Origin of the sequence: Pedobacter jejuensis, assembly GCF_003725795.1 — a bacterium.
Taxonomy (GTDB): Bacteria; Bacteroidota; Bacteroidia; order Sphingobacteriales; family Sphingobacteriaceae; genus Pedobacter; species Pedobacter jejuensis.
The window spans coordinates 180799-198462 of record NZ_RBEE01000044.1; the positions used below are offsets into that span (position 1 = coordinate 180799).

At 36.3% G+C, this 17664-nt stretch carries 14 protein-coding genes; 6 read left to right on the forward strand and 8 right to left on the reverse strand.

Annotated features, from left to right (window positions below):
* Nucleotides 1-90 precede the first annotated feature (90 nt).
* Both D7004_RS18795 and D7004_RS18800 read left to right on the forward strand, forming a co-directional pair.
* Nucleotides 91-324 carry a hypothetical protein gene (locus tag D7004_RS18795; RefSeq protein WP_123207365.1) on the forward strand — a complete coding sequence of 78 codons (234 nt, stop codon included), beginning with the start codon at nucleotides 91-93 and terminating at the stop codon, nucleotides 322-324.
* Nucleotides 321-731, forward strand: coding sequence for a putative toxin-antitoxin system toxin component, PIN family (locus tag D7004_RS18800; protein WP_123207366.1), 411 nt, complete (start codon nucleotides 321-323; stop codon nucleotides 729-731). The genes D7004_RS18795 and D7004_RS18800 overlap by 4 nt, the downstream gene beginning before the upstream one ends.
* 245 nt (nucleotides 732-976) lie before the next feature.
* On the opposite strand, the gene D7004_RS18805 is transcribed toward D7004_RS18800, so the two are convergent.
* From D7004_RS18805 to D7004_RS18820, 4 genes are all read right to left on the reverse strand, one after another.
* The gene (locus D7004_RS18805) at nucleotides 977-2221 is read right to left on the reverse strand and encodes a metallophosphoesterase (RefSeq protein WP_123207367.1); all 1245 of its coding nucleotides are present in this window, start codon (nucleotides 2219-2221) and stop codon (nucleotides 977-979) included.
* A gap of 121 nt (nucleotides 2222-2342) precedes the next feature.
* Nucleotides 2343-3830 carry a MoxR family ATPase gene (locus tag D7004_RS18810; protein ID WP_123207368.1) on the reverse strand — a complete coding sequence of 496 codons (1488 nt, stop codon included), beginning with the start codon at nucleotides 3828-3830 and terminating at the stop codon, nucleotides 2343-2345.
* Between the two features lie 162 nt (nucleotides 3831-3992).
* Complete coding sequence (locus tag D7004_RS18815; protein ID WP_123207369.1) at nucleotides 3993-4286, reverse strand: DUF3861 domain-containing protein; 294 nt, start codon at nucleotides 4284-4286, stop codon at nucleotides 3993-3995.
* Between the two features lie 35 nt (nucleotides 4287-4321).
* The gene (locus D7004_RS18820; RefSeq protein ID WP_123207370.1) at nucleotides 4322-5419 is read right to left on the reverse strand and encodes a vWA domain-containing protein; all 1098 of its coding nucleotides are present in this window, start codon (nucleotides 5417-5419) and stop codon (nucleotides 4322-4324) included.
* A 1318-nt stretch (nucleotides 5420-6737) separates the two neighbouring features.
* Between D7004_RS18820 and thrA the strand changes: the two genes are divergently transcribed.
* From thrA to thrC, 3 genes are all read left to right on the forward strand, one after another.
* A complete protein-coding gene (gene thrA, locus D7004_RS18825; protein WP_123207371.1) occupies nucleotides 6738-9188 on the forward strand; it encodes a bifunctional aspartate kinase/homoserine dehydrogenase I in 2451 nt (816 codons plus the stop codon).
* A gap of 185 nt (nucleotides 9189-9373) precedes the next feature.
* Nucleotides 9374-10297: a homoserine kinase gene (locus D7004_RS18830; RefSeq protein ID WP_167459540.1), complete on the forward strand. Its 924-nt coding sequence runs from the start codon at nucleotides 9374-9376 to the stop codon at nucleotides 10295-10297.
* Nucleotides 10298-10398: 101 nt separating this feature from the next.
* Nucleotides 10399-11712: a threonine synthase gene (gene thrC, locus D7004_RS18835; protein ID WP_123207373.1), complete on the forward strand. Its 1314-nt coding sequence runs from the start codon at nucleotides 10399-10401 to the stop codon at nucleotides 11710-11712.
* 205 nt (nucleotides 11713-11917) lie between these two features.
* On the opposite strand, the gene D7004_RS18840 is transcribed toward thrC, so the two are convergent.
* A complete protein-coding gene (locus tag D7004_RS18840; protein WP_123207450.1) occupies nucleotides 11918-14221 on the reverse strand; it encodes a glycoside hydrolase family 3 protein in 2304 nt (767 codons plus the stop codon).
* A gap of 194 nt (nucleotides 14222-14415) precedes the next feature.
* Here D7004_RS18840 and D7004_RS18845 point away from each other — a divergent pair, with 194 nt between their 5' ends.
* The gene (locus tag D7004_RS18845; protein ID WP_123207374.1) at nucleotides 14416-15150 is read left to right on the forward strand and encodes an NUDIX hydrolase; all 735 of its coding nucleotides are present in this window, start codon (nucleotides 14416-14418) and stop codon (nucleotides 15148-15150) included.
* Here D7004_RS18845 and D7004_RS18850 read toward each other — a convergent pair.
* From D7004_RS18850 to D7004_RS18860, 3 genes are all read right to left on the reverse strand, one after another.
* On the reverse strand, nucleotides 15140-16663 hold the full coding sequence (locus tag D7004_RS18850; RefSeq protein WP_123207451.1) for a glycoside hydrolase family 10 protein: 1524 nt from the start codon (nucleotides 16661-16663) through the stop codon (nucleotides 15140-15142). The genes D7004_RS18845 and D7004_RS18850 overlap by 11 nt on opposite strands.
* A gap of 132 nt (nucleotides 16664-16795) precedes the next feature.
* Nucleotides 16796-17215 carry a tail fiber domain-containing protein gene (locus tag D7004_RS18855; RefSeq protein WP_123207375.1) on the reverse strand — a complete coding sequence of 140 codons (420 nt, stop codon included), beginning with the start codon at nucleotides 17213-17215 and terminating at the stop codon, nucleotides 16796-16798.
* 81 nt (nucleotides 17216-17296) lie between these two features.
* The gene (locus D7004_RS18860; protein ID WP_123207376.1) at nucleotides 17297-17605 is read right to left on the reverse strand and encodes a hypothetical protein; all 309 of its coding nucleotides are present in this window, start codon (nucleotides 17603-17605) and stop codon (nucleotides 17297-17299) included.
* Nucleotides 17606-17664: the final 59 nt, after the last annotated feature.

Genomic DNA, 17664 nt, shown 5'->3' on the forward strand with positions numbered 1-17664 from the left:
GTGAGTTTTGAATGAGTGAATTGTTCTAAGTAGATTGCAATATTCGCTTATTTATAATAATTTAACACATCAATTTTATTAAATTTGATTATGTCAATAAATTCAGAGTTATCTAGCCGTTTAAACGATCAACAAGTTATGATGTTAAGGTTGTTAAAAAATCCGTTGCCAAACGATGATTTTTTGCAGATGCGAAAACTTGCGGTAAAACTTTTATCGAAACAATTAGATTCCATTGTAGAAAACTTTGAGATAGAAAATGATATTCAACCTGATTATTATAATAATTTGAGAGATAGTCATTTCCGTTCTAAATCTAAATGAAAGTCGTTCTTGATTCTAACGTATTAATATCTTCACTTGGTTTAAGAAGTAGTTTACGCCCAATTTGGAATTCTTTTATCAATGGTAATTATCAAATTTGTGTTTCTGAAGACATCCTCAAAGAATACGAGGAAATAATGTATTTACATTCGGCAGTAGGCGTAGCAGAAGTTGTTATGGAAATTTTTATTGAATCTACTGATGTTCATTTACAAAAAGTATTCTATAATTGGAATGCTATTTCAATTGATGTAGATGATAATAAATTTTTTGATGTTGCGGTTGCAGCAGATGTTGATTTTCTAGTAACAGATGATAGACATTTTGATGCAGTAAAAAACATAGATTTTCCAAGAGTTGAAGTAATAAGCTCAGAAGAATTTTTAAGAATTCTATCAAAATTATAACCGAAGTATTTCTGCTTTCTCTAACATAAAAGCCCATTTACCAGATTTTAAATTCCCCCATACAATTTCTATTTGGTTAAACCTAGGAACGAATTAATGTAAAAAATTAAAGTGTTAGAGTTTAATGTCCAAATGTGAATCTATCCGCAGTTAAATTGGGAAATGTTTAAAATTTATGTTTACCATTCTATTTTATTTTAAAAATAAGCTAAACATTCTCTAATTCAAAATTCTTTTATTTCTGCTTAAGCCCTTTTCAACGTAAAAACTGTTATCTCAGGCAATACGCCAACTCTGCCGGGATATCCTAAAAATCCGTAACCAACATTAACATAAAGCTGTTGTTTTTGTTCTTGATACAAGCCTGCCCATTCTTTATAAATATACTGCACCGGGCTCCATTGGTATTCTTTTAAACGAACACCGAATTGCATTCCATGTGTGTGACCGCTAAACATAGCATCTATTTGCGGGTATTTCTTTAAAACTTCTCCACGCCAGTGAGATGGATCATGACTTAGCAAAAGTTTAACTGGCAAATCATCTGTATTTTTAACAGCCAATTCCATTTTTCCATATTTTGGAAAGCGACCCATTCCCCAATTTTCTATACCTAAAATTCCGATTTCCTCACCATCAACTTTTAACCTGCGGTTTTCATTCATTAATAAATCGTAGCCCATTACCTTATGTACATCGATAATATCTTTAAGGTTTTTAACTTTAGCAGGCGATGATTCTTTACCGAAATAATAATCGCCATAATCGTGGTTACCCAGCGTAGAATAAACACCGAGTGGTGCTTTTACTTTCGAAAAAATATCCTGGTATTCCCTTACCTCATTGGTTAAGTTATTAACTAAATCGCCAGTGAAAAACACAAAATCCGGCTTCTCAGACATTAGCAAATCTACCCCACCTTTAACAGCTGTTTTATTGTAGAAACTACCAGAATGTATATCAGAAATTTGCGCCATTCTAATACCATCAAATGCCTTTGGTAAATTCGGAAGAATAAGGTTAACACGTCTTACCTGGTAATCATAGGCGCCAGAAATAATGCCCCAGCTTAGTGAAGTAAGCGGAACAGCTGCGGCAACCAAACCTGCTTTAACTAAAAATTCAGATCTCGAAATTGGTTCTGTTTCGCTAACAGGCTGGTCTTCGATAACTTGTTTCTTTTTAAAAATCCTGACAAATAATCTTCGCAAATCATCCAAAACTAAAAAAGGCAACATTGCCATTTTACAGGCAACCGTTAGGAAAAATGCCACTAAAATTATTGCTCTTAATGTTAAGAATAGATTTAAATATATCCCCGCAAAAACTCCAATAATTAATAAAATGCTAAGGCTCCAATATACTATCGAGAAGATTTTTTTTGTTGATGGTTTCCACTTTTTAAATACAGCGATAATTGCCTTGAAGCAGTAAATATCAAAAGCGATGATGAATATGCATGCAGCGATGATGAAAGGTAATCTTCCCATTTGAAAGGATAGTTTATGAATAAAAAAAGCTTTGACAAATTTATTTCCTCTTAGAAAGAAAATTTGTCAAAGCTAAAATAATTTATATAATTATTTGAAACTGCGATAATTAATAAATGAACTATCTAAAATCGTCTTCATCTTCTTCCTCATCAAATTCAGCATTAAATAAGCTGCCAAACATATCCGAGAATCCGAAGCCTCCGTTTAAAAAGTTTTTACTCAATTGAGAATATTCTGCCAATCCATGAAGCACAAATTCCATTAATAGTAAAGTTTGGTTTTCGCTCAATTTTGGGTGGAATTTCTTAACCAAATCGTAAAGACTCGGAACCGACATTAAAGCCTTTTTATACTGGGCATTTGTTAAAGTATCAGTTACATCTAAATTATTTCCCTCAGTAAACCATTCAGTAATTTCGGTATATGGATTTGCCGTTTTTGATTTTTTTGCCTTTTCTGGGTCTGGAAAATAACGGGCAAAAAGTGTTTTAACTGCTTTGCCGATTAAAGTTGTAGCAACGTGGGCTGGCCCTTCTAATTCACCTTCATAAACCAATTCAATCTTTCCAGTAATCGCAGGCACAATTCCAGCCAAATCAGCCAAACGAACTACAGTATTTTTCTCACCAGAAATTAACATTCTACGTTCAGCTGTACTAATCAAATTTTCATAAGCTGATATAGTTAATCTGGCAGACACTCCTGATTTTTGGTCGATATACTCACTCTTACGAGCTTCAAAAGCAATTTGCTCTATTAAATCTTTCACTAAGCCATCCGCTTCAATATTTTCTCTTTGCTCTTTAGTAAGTTTAGCTTCCTGAAAAGTTATTTTACGAGAAACTTCGATGCTTTTTGGATAGTGCGTTAAAATCTGACTTTCAATTCTATCTTTCAACGGCGTTACAATGCTTCCACGATTGGTGTAATCTTCCGGATTGGCGGTAAATACAAACTGAATATCAAGCGGTAAACGCAATTTGAAACCTCTGATTTGAATATCCTTTTCTTGTAACATATTAAATAATGCCACTTGAATACGAGCTTGCAAATCGGGTAATTCGTTAATCACGAAAATGCTTCGATGTGCCCGAGGAATTAAACCAAAATGAATAACACGTTCATCGTTATAGGTTAACTTTAAAGTAGCAGCCTTTATTGGGTCAACATCACCAATTAAATCGGCAACTGTAACATCAGGCGTTGCTAACTTTTCGGTATAACGCTCGCTACGGTGTAACCATGCAATTTCCGTAGCATCACCTTTTGTAGCAATTTCATTTTTTGCATACCATGAAATTGGATTCAATGGATCATCGAAAATCTCACTTCCTGCAACATAAGGTACATACTCATCCAACAAGTTCACCATCAAACGGGCAATACGGGTTTTCGCCTGGCCGCGTAAACCCAAAAGTAAAATATTATGTCGTGATAATATTGCCGTTTGCAATTCCGGAATTACGGTCTCATCATAACCAATAATGCCTTCAAACTCTGCTTTATTTCCTTTTAGTTGTTTAATTAAATTCTCTCTTAGCTCTTCCTTAACCGACCTTGATTTATATCCTGTGGTTTTTAATTCGCCTAATGTAGTATTTTGCATATTGAAGTTTATGGTGTAAAGTTTAGGATTAGGGTTTTGCAATGCGCCCAACCATAAGCTAAATCTATCTTTTGTTTTTAATTTATTTATCTAGATATCAATTTTGAGTTTTGTCTGCTATGGGTTCTATCTTAAACCTTTCGCCTTTATACCTTAAATTTTTTACCTGCTTTTCAACTTTTTCATAAACGCACCAATTGCTGGTTGAAGTTCTTTAAAAAGTTCATTTTCTCTGTTTTTAAGTAGCACTTCCGTAAACATTTTTAAACCTATGGCAAACTCTGTGCTTTGGTTTTCATCCTCGAAAATACCTTTGCTTTTAACTGCATTTATAATATTGAAAAGATTATCGTGATTATCGAATTCCAATGTTAAAGGACCATTCGTCAAATCGTTCTCATTTGCTAAAGCTAATTCTTCTAGTGTTAACTTATATTTATTTGTACGCTTCGCCATTATCTTTGTTCGTATTCTCCTAACTAAACTTCCGACTATTTCACTGTTTTTCTTCTGTTCTTAATGTAATCTTCAAAAATGTATTCGCCTAATCCATTTAAAGAGCTGTAGAAAGCCCTGCCCCCATTTATTTCAGTAAACTGACGAACAAATTGTTGCAGATATGGGTCTTTAGCAATCATAAATGTAGTAATCGGAATCTTCAATCGCTTGCATTGAGCAGCCATGTTTAAAGTTTTGTTTATCACTTTTCTATCCAAACCCATACTATTTTTGTAGTACTTTCCATTCTCTTTTAAACAGGTTGGTTTTCCATCTGTAATCATGAAAATTTGTTTGTTATGGGTTTTCCTTCGGCGAAGTAAATCGGCTGCCAATTCCAAACCTGCGTAAGTATTGGTATGATACGGACCAACCTGCAAATAAGGCAAATCCTTTACCGAAATTGGCCAGGCATCATTCCCAAACACAACAATATCTAATGTATCTTTAGGGTATTTGGTTTTAATTAATTCGGCTAAAGCCATGGCAACTTTTTTGGCTGGTGTAATTCTGTCTTCACCATACAAAATCATCGAGTGCGAAATATCAATCATCAACACCGTAGAAGTTAGGGTTTTAAAATCCTTTTCTTCCACTTCTAAATCTCTATCTGTTAAAGTGAAATCGCCAATACCATGGTTAATTTGCGCATTTTGAATCGAGGCAGTCATGTCAATTTGGTCTAAACTATCACCAAAACTATACTCCCTTCTATCGGCATTTTTTTCTTCGCCAACACCCGATTGATTGCTATTGTGATTACCACGACCAGATTTTTTTAGTTTCCCAAAAATTTCATCCAAAGCCGATTTACGAATGGTTTGTTCAGTTTTGGCTGTAATTTTAAATTCACCAGATTTGTTATCTTCTGTTAAGTAACCTTTATCCTTTAAATCATCTATAAAATTTCCAATACCATAATCATTATTGGTTAATTTATATTGTTTGTCGAGTTCATTTAGCCAGCTTAAAGCCTCTGCTGCATCACCTGCTGTATAATTTAGCAATTCGCTAAATAATTTAAGCAACTCATCGAACCCACCTTTTGGCGTATCGCCAGGCTTATAATCAGAAAAACGGAAACCTCTCATGTGTTTTTAATAACGAATTACTAAAGATAAAAGTTTCGATTTGGATTAATTTAAGCGGGATGTCATTTTTGGAAGATGAGCATTGATGGATAATGGAAGATGGACGATGGATGATGTAAGAAGGATGATGGATTAATGATGAAAGACTGGGATCAGGAACGAGAGACGAGAAACCAAAAACGAAAATCAAACTACCCCGCTGTTTGCATCCCCACAAAACGAAATAAGATAATCTAGTTATCTGCGAACCCCACATAGGTAAGCAAATTTAAAAGATGTCACAAAATCCAAAAATTTTTTTTGAAGAGCAATAACTGTAGCAACTATTAATGTTCGTCCCGCTATCGCTTTAAGTCCTCATCCTCGTTCCTCGTCTTCCGGGCTTTGCGCTCTATCGGGTCTAGTTAAATTCAGTTTCTGCAAAAATTTGAGGTTGCAGGCAAATAAGCTATCGTCATTTCGAGCGAAGCCGAGAAATCTTTGTACATAGAATTCTTACTCCTCGGTCTGTGTTCCCACAGACCGAAAACAAATAGTTTAATGGTCGCTTTGACAACTTTTAAAAAGTTGTCAAAGCTAATACCTATACTCCCCTTATGTCCTACATATGCAAATAGACATTCCTCGGTCTATGTCCGTAAAGACCGAAATAAAATTATTTAATGGTCTGTGAAGACACAGACCTTGGAAGAAAACCCACCGTCATTTCGAGCGAAGCCTAGAAATCTTTGAACATAGGTTTCACTCCACAGTCTGTGTTCCCACACCTAAAAGAAAAGCTAATGTCATAGCCCATTGGTTAGGATATTAAACAAAGACCACAAAAATTAATAACTTTTTGAATAGCAATAACTGTAGCGTCTATTAATGCTCGTCCCGCTATCGCTTCAAGTCCTCATCCTCGTTGCTCGTCTTCCGGGCTTTGCGCTCTATCGGGTCTAGTTAAATTTGCTTCTGCAAGTATTCAAGGTTGCATCAAACCCACCATTATTTCCCGCGAAGACCTTGGATCTTGACAGTTCGTCCAAATCAGTTTCCGGTTCAAAAAATACCTTCATTAAATCTATTTAAACGTTTTAGTAAAATATTTTTAAATAAATTTTAATATTGTTTGCAATTAAGAAAAATAATCTGCTTCTTTACGGTGTAGATAATACACCAAGACAAATGAATTTTAACACTTCGATTATTACAACGATTATTATTACCACCGGGATAAACCAGCGGGGCTAATTTGTTGTAAATTGATTTGAAAACATAAAAACACAAAAAGCGTCCCGACACAAATCGGGGCGCTTTTTTTTTAAACCCAAAAAAAATGAAAGTATTAAAATTCGGTGGCACATCCGTAGGTTCGGCCGAGAACATTAAAACGCTGCTAAACATAGTGGCCAAAGAAAAATTACAAAGCAATCCGGTAGTTGTATTATCGGCAATGAGTGGCGTAACCAATTTGCTAACCGATATGGCCGAAAGCGCCGAACGGGGCGAAGATTACGATACTTCTTTAAAAGAAATTGAAGCAAAACATTTCGCAGTTATCCGTTCGCTTTTACCAGCAGCGGCACAAAACCCAGTATTTACGCGTTTAAAAATCTTCTTTAACGAACTGGAAGATTTATTGCAAGCCGTAACCAATCTTCGCGAGTTGAGTTTGCAAACCAAAGACCAGATTTTAAGTTATGGCGAACGCTGCTCATCTTTCATGATTGCACACATCGCATCGCAACAATTCGAAGAAGCACTTTATGTTAACGGTTCAGAACTCATTAAAACCGATAGCAATTTCGGACAAGCAAGGGTTGATACCGAACTGACTGAAATCTTAATCAATGATTTCTACCAGGCCAATAAAAGCAAAGTTTTATTTGTTACAGGTTTTATTGCCAGTAACGCAGCAGGTAGGGTAACAACTTTAGGTCGCGGTGGTTCTGATTATACTGCAGCAGTTTGGGGTGCGGCTTTAAATGCCGAAGAAATTGAAATATGGACGGATGTTAACGGAATGATGACGGCCGACCCACGCATCGTAAAAAAGGCCTTTTCTTTACCAGAATTGAGTTACACAGAAGCGATGGAATTGAGTTATTTCGGTGCGAAGGTAATTTATCCGCCAACCATGATTCCGGCATTTATGAAGAAAATCCCAATTGTAATTAAAAACACTTTTGAGCCTGATTTTGCCGGAACTTATATAAAAAGTGATGTAAAAGCATCGAGTTTGCCAATAAAAGGCATTTCTTCTATCGACCACATCAGCATTATTAACTTAACCGGAAGTGGCATGGTTGGTAAAGCTGGTTTTAGTGGGCGGTTATTCTCTTTACTTTCACGAGAACAAATTAATGTAGTTTTAATCACCCAGTCTTCATCAGAACATAGCATTACTTTTGCCGTTAAACCAACTGATGCCGGACGAGCAATTGCCCTAATTAAAAAGGAATTTGAACTGGAATTGGATGCCAACAAACTGGCTTTACCAGAAGTTGAAAATAACCTGGCGGTTTTGGCAATCGTTGGTGAGAATATGAAGCGCACACCGGGTATGAGTGGCAGATTATTTAATGCCTTGGGACGCAACGGTATCAATGTTCGGGCAATTGCGCAAGGTTCTTCGGAGTACAACATTTCGGTAATTATTAGCGCAGCAGATTTATCGAAAGCCGTAAATGCCGTTCACGATGCATTCTTTACCAATTTGAAACGTACACTAAATATTTTCTGTTTAGGCACCGGAAATATTGGCAAAACCTTGTTTAAACAACTAAAAGAACAAATGCCTTTCCTATCTGCCAACAACGATTTACAAGTTAAAGTTGCGGGCATCAGCAATACCAGGAAAATGATTTTTAGTGCAGAGGGTTTATCGCTTGAAGATTGGGAAAGCAATTTAAATACCAATGGCGAACAAGCTGATTTAGCTGGTTTTGTGGAACGAATGAAAGCGCTAAACCTACCAAACTGTGTTTTTGTAGATAATACCGCAGCAGAAACACCTATTGAATTTTATCAGGGCATTTTCGAAAGTAGTATTTCGGTAGTTACCTGTAATAAAAAAGGAAATTCTGCAGATTTTGCTCAATACAAATCGTTTAAAGATACTGCCCGTAAATTTGGTGTTGATTTTTACTACGAAACCAACGTTGGTGCAGGTTTGCCAATTATTCGTACGTTAAGAGAGTTGATGATGAGTGGCGATAAAGTGGCCCGCATTGAAGCCATTTTATCGGGTACAATTTCTTACATTTTTAACAACTTTAAGGGCGATGCCGGTTTTTACGAAACCGTTAAGGAAGCACAGGAATTGGGCTACACCGAACCAGACCCTCGCGATGATTTAAATGGAAAAGATTTTATGCGTAAAATGCTAATTTTGGCTCGCGATGCAGGTTATCCCTTAGAAGCTGCTGATGTAAAAATTGACAATATTCTGCCTGAGGCTTGTTTAAATGCAACTTCTGTTGAAGATTTCTACTCAGAATTACAGAAAAACGCAGCGTATTTTGAAGATTTAAAAACCAGAGCGGCTAATGATAAAAAAGTTCTGCGCTATATTGGTAAGCTGGAAAATGGCAATGTAGAAATCAGCTTGCAAATGGTTGATGACAGTCACCCGTTCTACATGCTTTCGGGAAGTGATAACATCATCTCGTTTACAACGGATAGGTATCATGCTCGTCCGTTAGTAGTAAAAGGACCTGGTGCTGGTGCAGAGGTTACAGCCGCTGGGGTTTTTGCAGATATTATTAATGTGGGTCAAACCCCCTAGCCACCTAAAGCGGAACCAAACACTAGCATAAAAGCTAAGTTTTTAAAACAAATTAGTAGCATAGCCCAGGATTTCAATCCTGGGAAAAAATGAAAAGATATACAATGCCAAATAACAATTTAAGCTCCGCCGAAACATTAGATATAACCGACGGAAAGGCAAAAGCCCCTTTTGAAGGTTTGGGGATGATTCGCGTTTTTGCCCCTGCAACCGTTGCTAACGTAGTTTGCGGTTTTGATGTGCTTGGTTTCGCTGTAAACGAACCTGGAGATGAGGTTGAAATGCGTTTAACCGATACACCTGGCGTAATTATAAAAAGAATTACTGGTGATGATGGAAAATTGCCATTAGATGCAGCAAAAAATACAGTTAGTGCAAGTGTTCAGCATTATTTGCAACACATTAATCGGTTAGATGTTGGTGTTGAAATTGAACTGCATAAAAAAATGCCAATCGGAAGCGGATTAGGCTCGAGTTCGGCCAGTACTGTTGCGGGCTTATTTGCCATCAACAAATTGATGGGCGATTTATTAACCGCAAAAGAATTGGTTCCTTTCGCCATGAAAGGTGAAGAACTGGCTTGCGGTTATGGGCATGCCGATAATGTTGCCCCTGCCATTATGGGTGGCTTTGTTTTGGTTAGAAGTTACGAACCACTAGATGTAATTTCTCTACCAACTCCTGCTGGTATGTTTGCTGCGATTGTGTATCCTCAGGTTGATGTACCTACAAAAGATGCCCGCCAAATGATTCGTAGTAAAGTTTTTTTAAAAGACGCTGTAACCCAATGGGGAAATGTTGCCGGCTTGGTAAGTGGTTTATTCATGAATGATTTCGATTTAATCGGCAGAAGTATGAAAGATGTTCTGGTAGAACCAACCCGCTCCATTTTAATTCCGGGTTTTGAAGAAATGAGAAACCTGGCCATGGAAAACGGTGCTATCGGTTTCGGAATTTCTGGCTCTGGTCCATCTGTTTTTGCCTTAACCAAAGATGAAGAAACAGCTAAAAAAATAACTAAAGCACAACAACAACATTTACATAAACTTAATATTAATAGCAAAGCTTTTGTTTCTTCGGTTAACGCTGAAGGACCGAGAGTAATGTAAATATGTAAAATGGGAGAAGGGAAAATGGATGATGGGAAAGTAAATATTCGATTATCCATTTTCCATCATCCATCACCCATCTTACCTCTTCCATACAAATAATGAAACTATATTCAACCAACAATAAAGATTTACGCGTTTCTTTTAAAGAAGCTGTTTTTAATAGCATGCCGCAGGATAAAGGCTTGTACATGCCTGTAGAAATTCCACAGCTGGATGCTGATTTTATTGAAAACATAGCACAATATTCCTTACCAGAAATCGCTTATAAAGTAGCCTCAGCATTATTAAAAGATGAAATTCCAGCTGAAGATTTAAAAGCTTTAATTGAAGATGCCATAAACTTCGAAGCACCTGCTGTACAGCTTGATGAGGATACCTACGTGCTGGAACTCTTCCACGGACCATCATTAGCTTTTAAAGATTTTGGGGCTCGCTTCATGAGCCGTGTGATGGCTTATTTCTTAAAAGATGGCGAACAGTTATTAGATGTTTTAGTAGCCACCTCAGGCGATACCGGTGGTGCAGTTGCACTGGGTTTTTTAGGTGTTCCGAATACAAGGGTTACCATTTTGTATCCAAAGGGAAAGGTTAGTCCGATACAGGAATTACAGTTAACCACCAACGGACAAAACATAAGAGCTATTGAAGTTAAAGGTACTTTTGATGATTGCCAGGCTTTGGTTAAACAAGCTTTTGCAGATGAAGAATTAAACTCAAAATTTAGGTTAACTTCTGCTAATTCCATTAATATTTCGAGATTAATTCCACAAACATTTTATTATTTCAACACTTATGCACAGTTGAAAAAACAGGGGTTTAATGACGTGATTTTTTCTGTTCCAAGTGGAAACTTTGGTAATATTGGTGCGGGTTTATTGGCTTATAAATTAGGCTTGCCAGTTAAACAATTTATTGCTGCTACAAACATCAACGATACCGTTCCACGTTTTCTTGAAAGTGGCATTTATGAAACGAAACCATCAACCCAAACCTACTCCAATGCAATGGATGTGGGTGCTCCAAGCAACTGGATACGAATTATGGATTTGTTTAATCAGGATATAGAAGCTTTGAAAAAAGTGGTAACTTCTTACCGTTTCAATGATGAAGAAACACTGGATGGTATTATAGATATTGATGCTAAATTTGATTATGTTGCTTGTCCGCATACTGCAATTGCCTACCTAGCAATAGAAAAATATAGAAAAGAAAACCCCGAAGATAAAAGTGCCGCAGTATTTTTATCAACTGCACATGCTTGTAAGTTTCCAGATATTTTTCCGTCAGATATTGCTGCTAAAATTGAAATTCCAGAACAAGTAAAAGCTTTAGAAAGCAAATCACACCATGCTGATAAGTTAGGTGTAGATTTTGAAGGCTTTAAAAATTATTTATTGAGTAATATTAGTTAGCAATTCTCCCATCGATTTCAGCAAGGAACTGAGTAAACTGAAGTTGTTGTTTATCTTTTAACTCAAAAAAGCTGAAATAAACTCAGGTTTGAAATTGCTTATATCCTTCAAATTAAAAGCAGGCATCCTTTTTAATTGATAAAAAGAATGCCTGCTTTTATTTATTTAGTGAATAATAATTGTTGCTAAATAAAACTTGCTTCGATTATTTTTTATACTTCTCTGTTCGTGCATCTTTAATAATGCCTTTCCAGTTTAAGCCATAGCCAAAATCGTAGCTGTTACCTTCAGTATCTTTATGTGTAATTAAATCAAAAGGAACATCTTCTTTCTGCTCTTCTACAGTTTTCATGTTTGCAGGCATTTGCAATGGCAGCAAGCCAGATGGTTCTGTTCTGCCCGAAATAATATCTAAAACTGCCTGAGTGGAAACACCAAAATTTAATACAATACCGTTAACGTTTTTCTCAAATTCATTAAAAACCATTGGTTTTGATGCCGTAACTGAAACAATTACCGGTTTGCCATTCATCATTTCTTTAGTATCTAAAATGGTTCTTAAATCCATTGTGTTTGATACTGTAACCGTTTTGCCTTTATATCCTCTATCTTTTATCGTTGGGTCGATTACCGGGTCGCCAGCTGCAATACTTTTTGCTCTGGCATGTTCAGCTGTGTAAGTTCCATATTGCAAAGAAATTGGCACATAACCATTACTTCCCGCTGTTCTGTCGTTGATATCGTAACCACCTTCTGCACTTTGCGGACTTGATACAAAAACGATTGCAAAATCTGCCTTTTCTGGGGCATCGGTAACGTTATAATATTTTTTAACCAAATCGATATTTACCGGATAATCCAACTTTGCAGCTGTATAAAAACCCCACCAATCTTTTGTAGGTGCAGAATAAATTTTAGGTACATAAACGGTTTGCTTTTCTTTCAGCGGAAGAACATTTCCCTTGTTTTTTAATAACACGATCGATTTTAACTGCGCATCATATCCCGCTTTCATAAATTCGGCATTACCAACAATAGCTTTGGTTTCTTCTACATTTAAATACGGATTTTCGAAAAGACCAACACGGAAAATATTTTTAAGTAAACGAACGGCAGAACGCTCGAAACGTTCACGCATAAACTTTTCGCCATATTCTTTTACGCCCATTTGATAGGCTTCCAAAACAGGTTTTTTATCATTATTTCCGCCAAATTGATCCACTCCTGCCATTAAAACTTTGTAATGTCTTTCGGCAATAGTTAAAGCCTCGGCTCCCCATGGCTTACCGGCAAAAATGTTTGGTGTTTTACCTTCATCTCCAGTAACAGACCAATCAGTACAAACCACACCATCGTAACCATATTTATCGCGAAGTAAATCGGTAATTATGTATTTGCTATAGCCGTTGGCTACATTTTCTTTATACTTTTTATCTTGGTCGAATGTAATGGTATAATAAGGCATTACCGCTGAAGCTTTACTAGTTTTGCCTTTCAATTTGAAAGCTCCATTCACAAACGGATCGATGTGCTGTTGTAAATTATTGCCAGGATAAACCGTGAATTTCCCAAAAGCCCAATGCCCATCTCTACCACCTTCTTCTGCGCCACCACTTGGCCAATGTTTTACCATTGCATTTACGCTTTTATAACCCCAGCCATCTTTAATTTCATCCTTCCCGTATGATGTTTGAAAACCATCAATGTAAGCTCTGGCCATATCCGTAGTTAACAGCGGACTTTCGCCAAATGTCATTGAAATACGGTACCAACGCGGTTCGCTACCTAAATCTATTTGAGGCGATAAAGCCGTTGAAATACCCAATGCTCTATATTCTTTTGCGGCAATTTGCCCAAACTGCTCAACAATTTTCGGGTCGAATGTTGCGGCCATTCCCAAACCATCTGGCCACATCGAAATTTTACCACCTGCACCTGCATTAAATTCGCTGGTTGCCATGGCGGTATGGCGTGGGTCGGTACTGTTATTTGCCGGAATGCCTAAGCCAATACCCTCTACAAAAGCTTGCGCATTGTTATTCCAAATGGCTGCAATTTCTGGTGTTTGTACACTTGTTAATAAAACATGCCGAAGGTTATCATCTTTAAAAAAGTCTTTTTGCTGATCGCTTAAATCGTATGCTTTTGCCTTACTTTCAGGAAAAACCTTTCCATCATACGTGCCCATATTGTAACCAAAAAGACCTGCAGGCAAAGCCTGATGTTTGCTGTAAAGCATTAAACCTGCAATTTGCTCAACTGTCATTTTCGAAGCTAAATCTTTAGCTCTTTCATCAGCCGTTAAGCGCCAATCCTCATATTTATCGAGCTTGCCGTTTTTATTTAAATCTTTAAATTTTAAACCGCCGACTGTTAGAATTTTTACGCCGGAGGCTGATGAATAGCCAATTGTTGCACCGTTGTTATTTTTTACCGTAGTGAATTGCTGTGCACTAAGGCTTAAACCGCCAAGGAGGCTAATGATTAATGTTGATGTAATTTTTTGCATTTGGTTAGAATTTAATATAGTCTCAGCCATAAATGTGAGACTCTTAATTGTCGAATCATAAAAGCTTTTTAGCAAGATAATTTGATTAGAAAAGTCTGGCTAAATTTCATTGCTTCATAAAGAAGCAATGTATTAACTTTAGTTTAAAAAAACAAATCATTAATTTAGAAGTCTTTAAACTTTACCTTTTGTAAATGATCGTTCCTGATATATTAGATGCAAGTGCAGAATTTTGGAAAAAATCATTACCACATATTTCGATAGATTGTGTGGTTTTTCGTTTTCATGCCAACAGCTTAAATGTTTTAATGCTAAAACTTAAAAGCGCAGATAACTGGATGTTGCCCGGTGGCTACGTAAATAAGAATGAAGCAATAAATGATGCTGCAAAAAGAGTTTTATTTGAACGAAGTGGAGCAGATAAAATTTTCTTAAATGTTTTTGGCGTTTTTGGTACGCTTAACCGTTCTGAGGATTTTTTCAAAGATTATCCTGATGATTTATGGCACAAGCAACGCTTTGTAACTGTGGGTTATTATGCGCTTGTAGATCATACACAGGTAACGCCTGTTACCGATTCATATTCTGATAAATGTGAATGGATGCCGATTGATAATTTACCAAAGACGGTGATGGACCATCAAGAAATACTAAACAAAGCACTTGCAACCCTAAGAGAGCAATTAAGCTATAAACCAATTGGCTACAATCTGCTTCCAGAAACGTTTACAATGCCCGAACTGCAAAGTTTGTATGAAACAATTTTAGGTCAGAAATTAAATAGAGGCAACTTTTATCGTAAAATAATGCGCTATAATATTTTGGTAAAACTTGATGAGCCAAGAAAAGGTGGTGCACACAAAGCGCCAAATTTATATCGTTTTGATGAAGAAAATTACAAGAAAGCCCTAAACGATTTTAATTGGTAGAACTTCTATCATCAACATTTATAATTTCTACAGCACTTTCATTACCAGTTCTATCTATAGCCGTTACTGCAATGCTTTGCAAAGGTTGTTGAATCAATTTTGCTGCATCAGCATAGCTAACTTTAGGCACTAACAAAAACCTACTCTTATAATTTAGAATGGTGTAAGACCACTTTCCTCCATAATTAGTGTAAACGATGTATTTGAAATCATCTCGCTTATCGGCTGGTTTCCAATCGATGTAAACATCTGTATTTCTATCTGCTAGAGTTACTTTAGGCTGTAGTGGTTTTTCATCATCCAACCAAGGCGATGCAGGAACTAAAGCTTCCGTTCTATAAGGACCTTTGAGTAAATCATTACGAAGCATTTCATTTTTGGTTAATGCAGCAATACTCCAATGTGCAACACCTGGGGATTTTGGTAACATACCACGGCTTATCATAATTTGATTTATGATTTCATCGCTATTTTTTTCTCCACCACCAATACCGCTATTCAAACCCGGCCATAAATGCCGTTGTTTAGTGTTTTCATTTTGCCACCAACCTAATAAAACAGGGAAACTTTGTGGTATGTTATTAACCTGCCAGTACAATTGAGGCATAAAATAATCAATCCAACCTTCGTTTAACCATAGTTTTGCATCGGCATATAGCTTATCATATTGATCAAAACCTTTAATAGATTCAGGAAAGCCTGGCCTCCATATACCAAACGGACTGATACCAAATTTGACATACTTCTTTTCATCTTTTATGATCTTGTAAACCCTTTGAATAAAAACATTTACCTGTTCCCGGCGCCAATCGCCACGAGCAAGCTGACCTCCATTTTTCTGGTACGCTGCGTAGCTTTCCGCATCGGGAAAATCTTCCCCGCCGTTATATTCGGCATATGGATAAAAATAATCATCGAAATGAACTCCATCGATATCGTATCGTTTTACAATGTCTTTAACCACCTCAGCAGATAAATCTTGAGTTCCCTTTTTTGATGGATCTAGCCACCAATAGCCTTGTTTTAATTTATAAACCAATTCTGGATGTTTCTTAACAACTGAAGATTCAGAAGGTTGACCGCCAGATATATGATGTGCCCGGTAAGGATTTAACCAAACGTGCAATTCTAAGCCTCGCTCATGTGCTGCTTCAATCCAGAATTCTAACGGATCGTAATATGGTTTTGGCGCCTCGCCTTGAACTCCAGTTAAAAAATACGACCATGGTTCTAAGTTACTTTTATACAAAGCGTCAGCCTGCGGACGAACCTGAAAAATTACTGCATTAAAGTTGTTTTTCTTTAACATGTCTAATAAAGCAATTGCTTCATCCTGTTGTTGTTGAGTCGATAAACCTGGCTTGCTTGGCCAGTTAATGTTTGCTACCGTTGCAATCCAAGCTGCCCTAAATTCGCGTTGTGGTTTTGGTAATTCCGCTAAATTTGTTTGCTGAGCATTAACATTAAACGCAACCCAAAAAAGTATAATTAAGACCGTTAATTTATTTCTCATAATATTGAATGAATTATAAACATAAGCCATTTAAGCTGCAACAAAGCTAATATTTTAAAATTTTTACACACTTAGAAATAAAAAAAGCCGAGGTAATAAAACCCCGGCCAAACCACATAATACAATAAAAATCTACTTTGTATTTTTTGATTTCAAGGAATCCACCTCGGCTCGTAATTGCTCAATTTGTTGTTGCTGCTCTTTAATACTACCAACTAAAAGCGGTATTAGGCTTTCATAATCTACTGTAGAAACGGTTGCTGTTTTAAAAGCATTTTTTCCTGAAGGATAATCTTTAGCTTGCCTTCTTACTAGAGCGGGTAGAATTTTCTGAACATCGCTAGCCACAAATCCCATTTGAGATTTATCTGATAACTTTAATTTCTCTGCCCATTTTGAGTCATAATTGAAGCTAACCGGCTGCAGTTGAGCAACAATAGAAACAGAATTATTTAGTGGTTGAATATTGGTTTGCCCAATTTCTTGTGCGCTAATTTTTAAAGATGCTGATAGTAAAAATACAGCAAAAGATAATGAAATTGCTCGTTTCATAAGTTTATATAAATTATTAAAATGTGAATAGAAATACCTATCGGGATAATTTACCGATATAGGAATGTTTTTGAATAGATGCTAGGAAATACGAGATGGTGGAGGTGTTAAAACCTCTGGGAAATAAGATAAAAGAGTGTTATTGGTTTGATAATCCTTTTTAACTTTTAATATTACAGGTATTTTGATATGCTGAACAGAAAACAATTGGTTATCGAAATATTCTGATTCAATTTTCTTCTCCTCTTTCTCTGCGCTATCCTGATTAGCAATATTACATTCCGTATTTTTAATGGAGTCAATAAAAGCAGATGCTACGCCAGTTGTTTTAAGCAGCAGCATTGCTACAAAAAAACATATTAGAACATATTTTAAAGCATCTGATTTCATTACAACAAATATAACATCAACTTCTTGTTAGCAAAAAAATATTCGTTAAAGTTGTGTCA

Excerpts from the sequence above, each read along its gene's own strand:
- D7004_RS18795 (WP_123207365.1), top strand. The coding sequence starts at position 91 with ATGTCAATAAATTCAGAGTTATCTAGCCGTTTAAACGATCAACAAGTT.
- D7004_RS18800 (WP_123207366.1), top strand. The coding sequence starts at position 321 with ATGAAAGTCGTTCTTGATTCTAACGTATTAATATCTTCACTTGGTTTA.
- D7004_RS18805 (WP_123207367.1), bottom strand. The coding sequence starts at position 2,221 with ATGGGAAGATTACCTTTCATCATCGCTGCATGCATATTCATCATCGCT.
- D7004_RS18810 (WP_123207368.1), bottom strand. The coding sequence starts at position 3,830 with ATGCAAAATACTACATTAGGCGAATTAAAAACCACAGGATATAAATCA.
- D7004_RS18815 (WP_123207369.1), bottom strand. The coding sequence starts at position 4,286 with ATGGCGAAGCGTACAAATAAATATAAGTTAACACTAGAAGAATTAGCT.
- D7004_RS18820 (WP_123207370.1), bottom strand. The coding sequence starts at position 5,419 with ATGAGAGGTTTCCGTTTTTCTGATTATAAGCCTGGCGATACGCCAAAA.
- thrA (WP_123207371.1), top strand. The coding sequence starts at position 6,738 with ATGAAAGTATTAAAATTCGGTGGCACATCCGTAGGTTCGGCCGAGAAC.
- D7004_RS18830 (WP_167459540.1), top strand. The coding sequence starts at position 9,374 with ATGATTCGCGTTTTTGCCCCTGCAACCGTTGCTAACGTAGTTTGCGGT.
- thrC (WP_123207373.1), top strand. The coding sequence starts at position 10,399 with ATGAAACTATATTCAACCAACAATAAAGATTTACGCGTTTCTTTTAAA.
- D7004_RS18840 (WP_123207450.1), bottom strand. The coding sequence starts at position 14,221 with ATGCAAAAAATTACATCAACATTAATCATTAGCCTCCTTGGCGGTTTA.
- D7004_RS18845 (WP_123207374.1), top strand. The coding sequence starts at position 14,416 with ATGATCGTTCCTGATATATTAGATGCAAGTGCAGAATTTTGGAAAAAA.
- D7004_RS18850 (WP_123207451.1), bottom strand. The coding sequence starts at position 16,663 with ATGAGAAATAAATTAACGGTCTTAATTATACTTTTTTGGGTTGCGTTT.
- D7004_RS18855 (WP_123207375.1), bottom strand. The coding sequence starts at position 17,215 with ATGAAACGAGCAATTTCATTATCTTTTGCTGTATTTTTACTATCAGCA.
- D7004_RS18860 (WP_123207376.1), bottom strand. The coding sequence starts at position 17,605 with ATGAAATCAGATGCTTTAAAATATGTTCTAATATGTTTTTTTGTAGCA.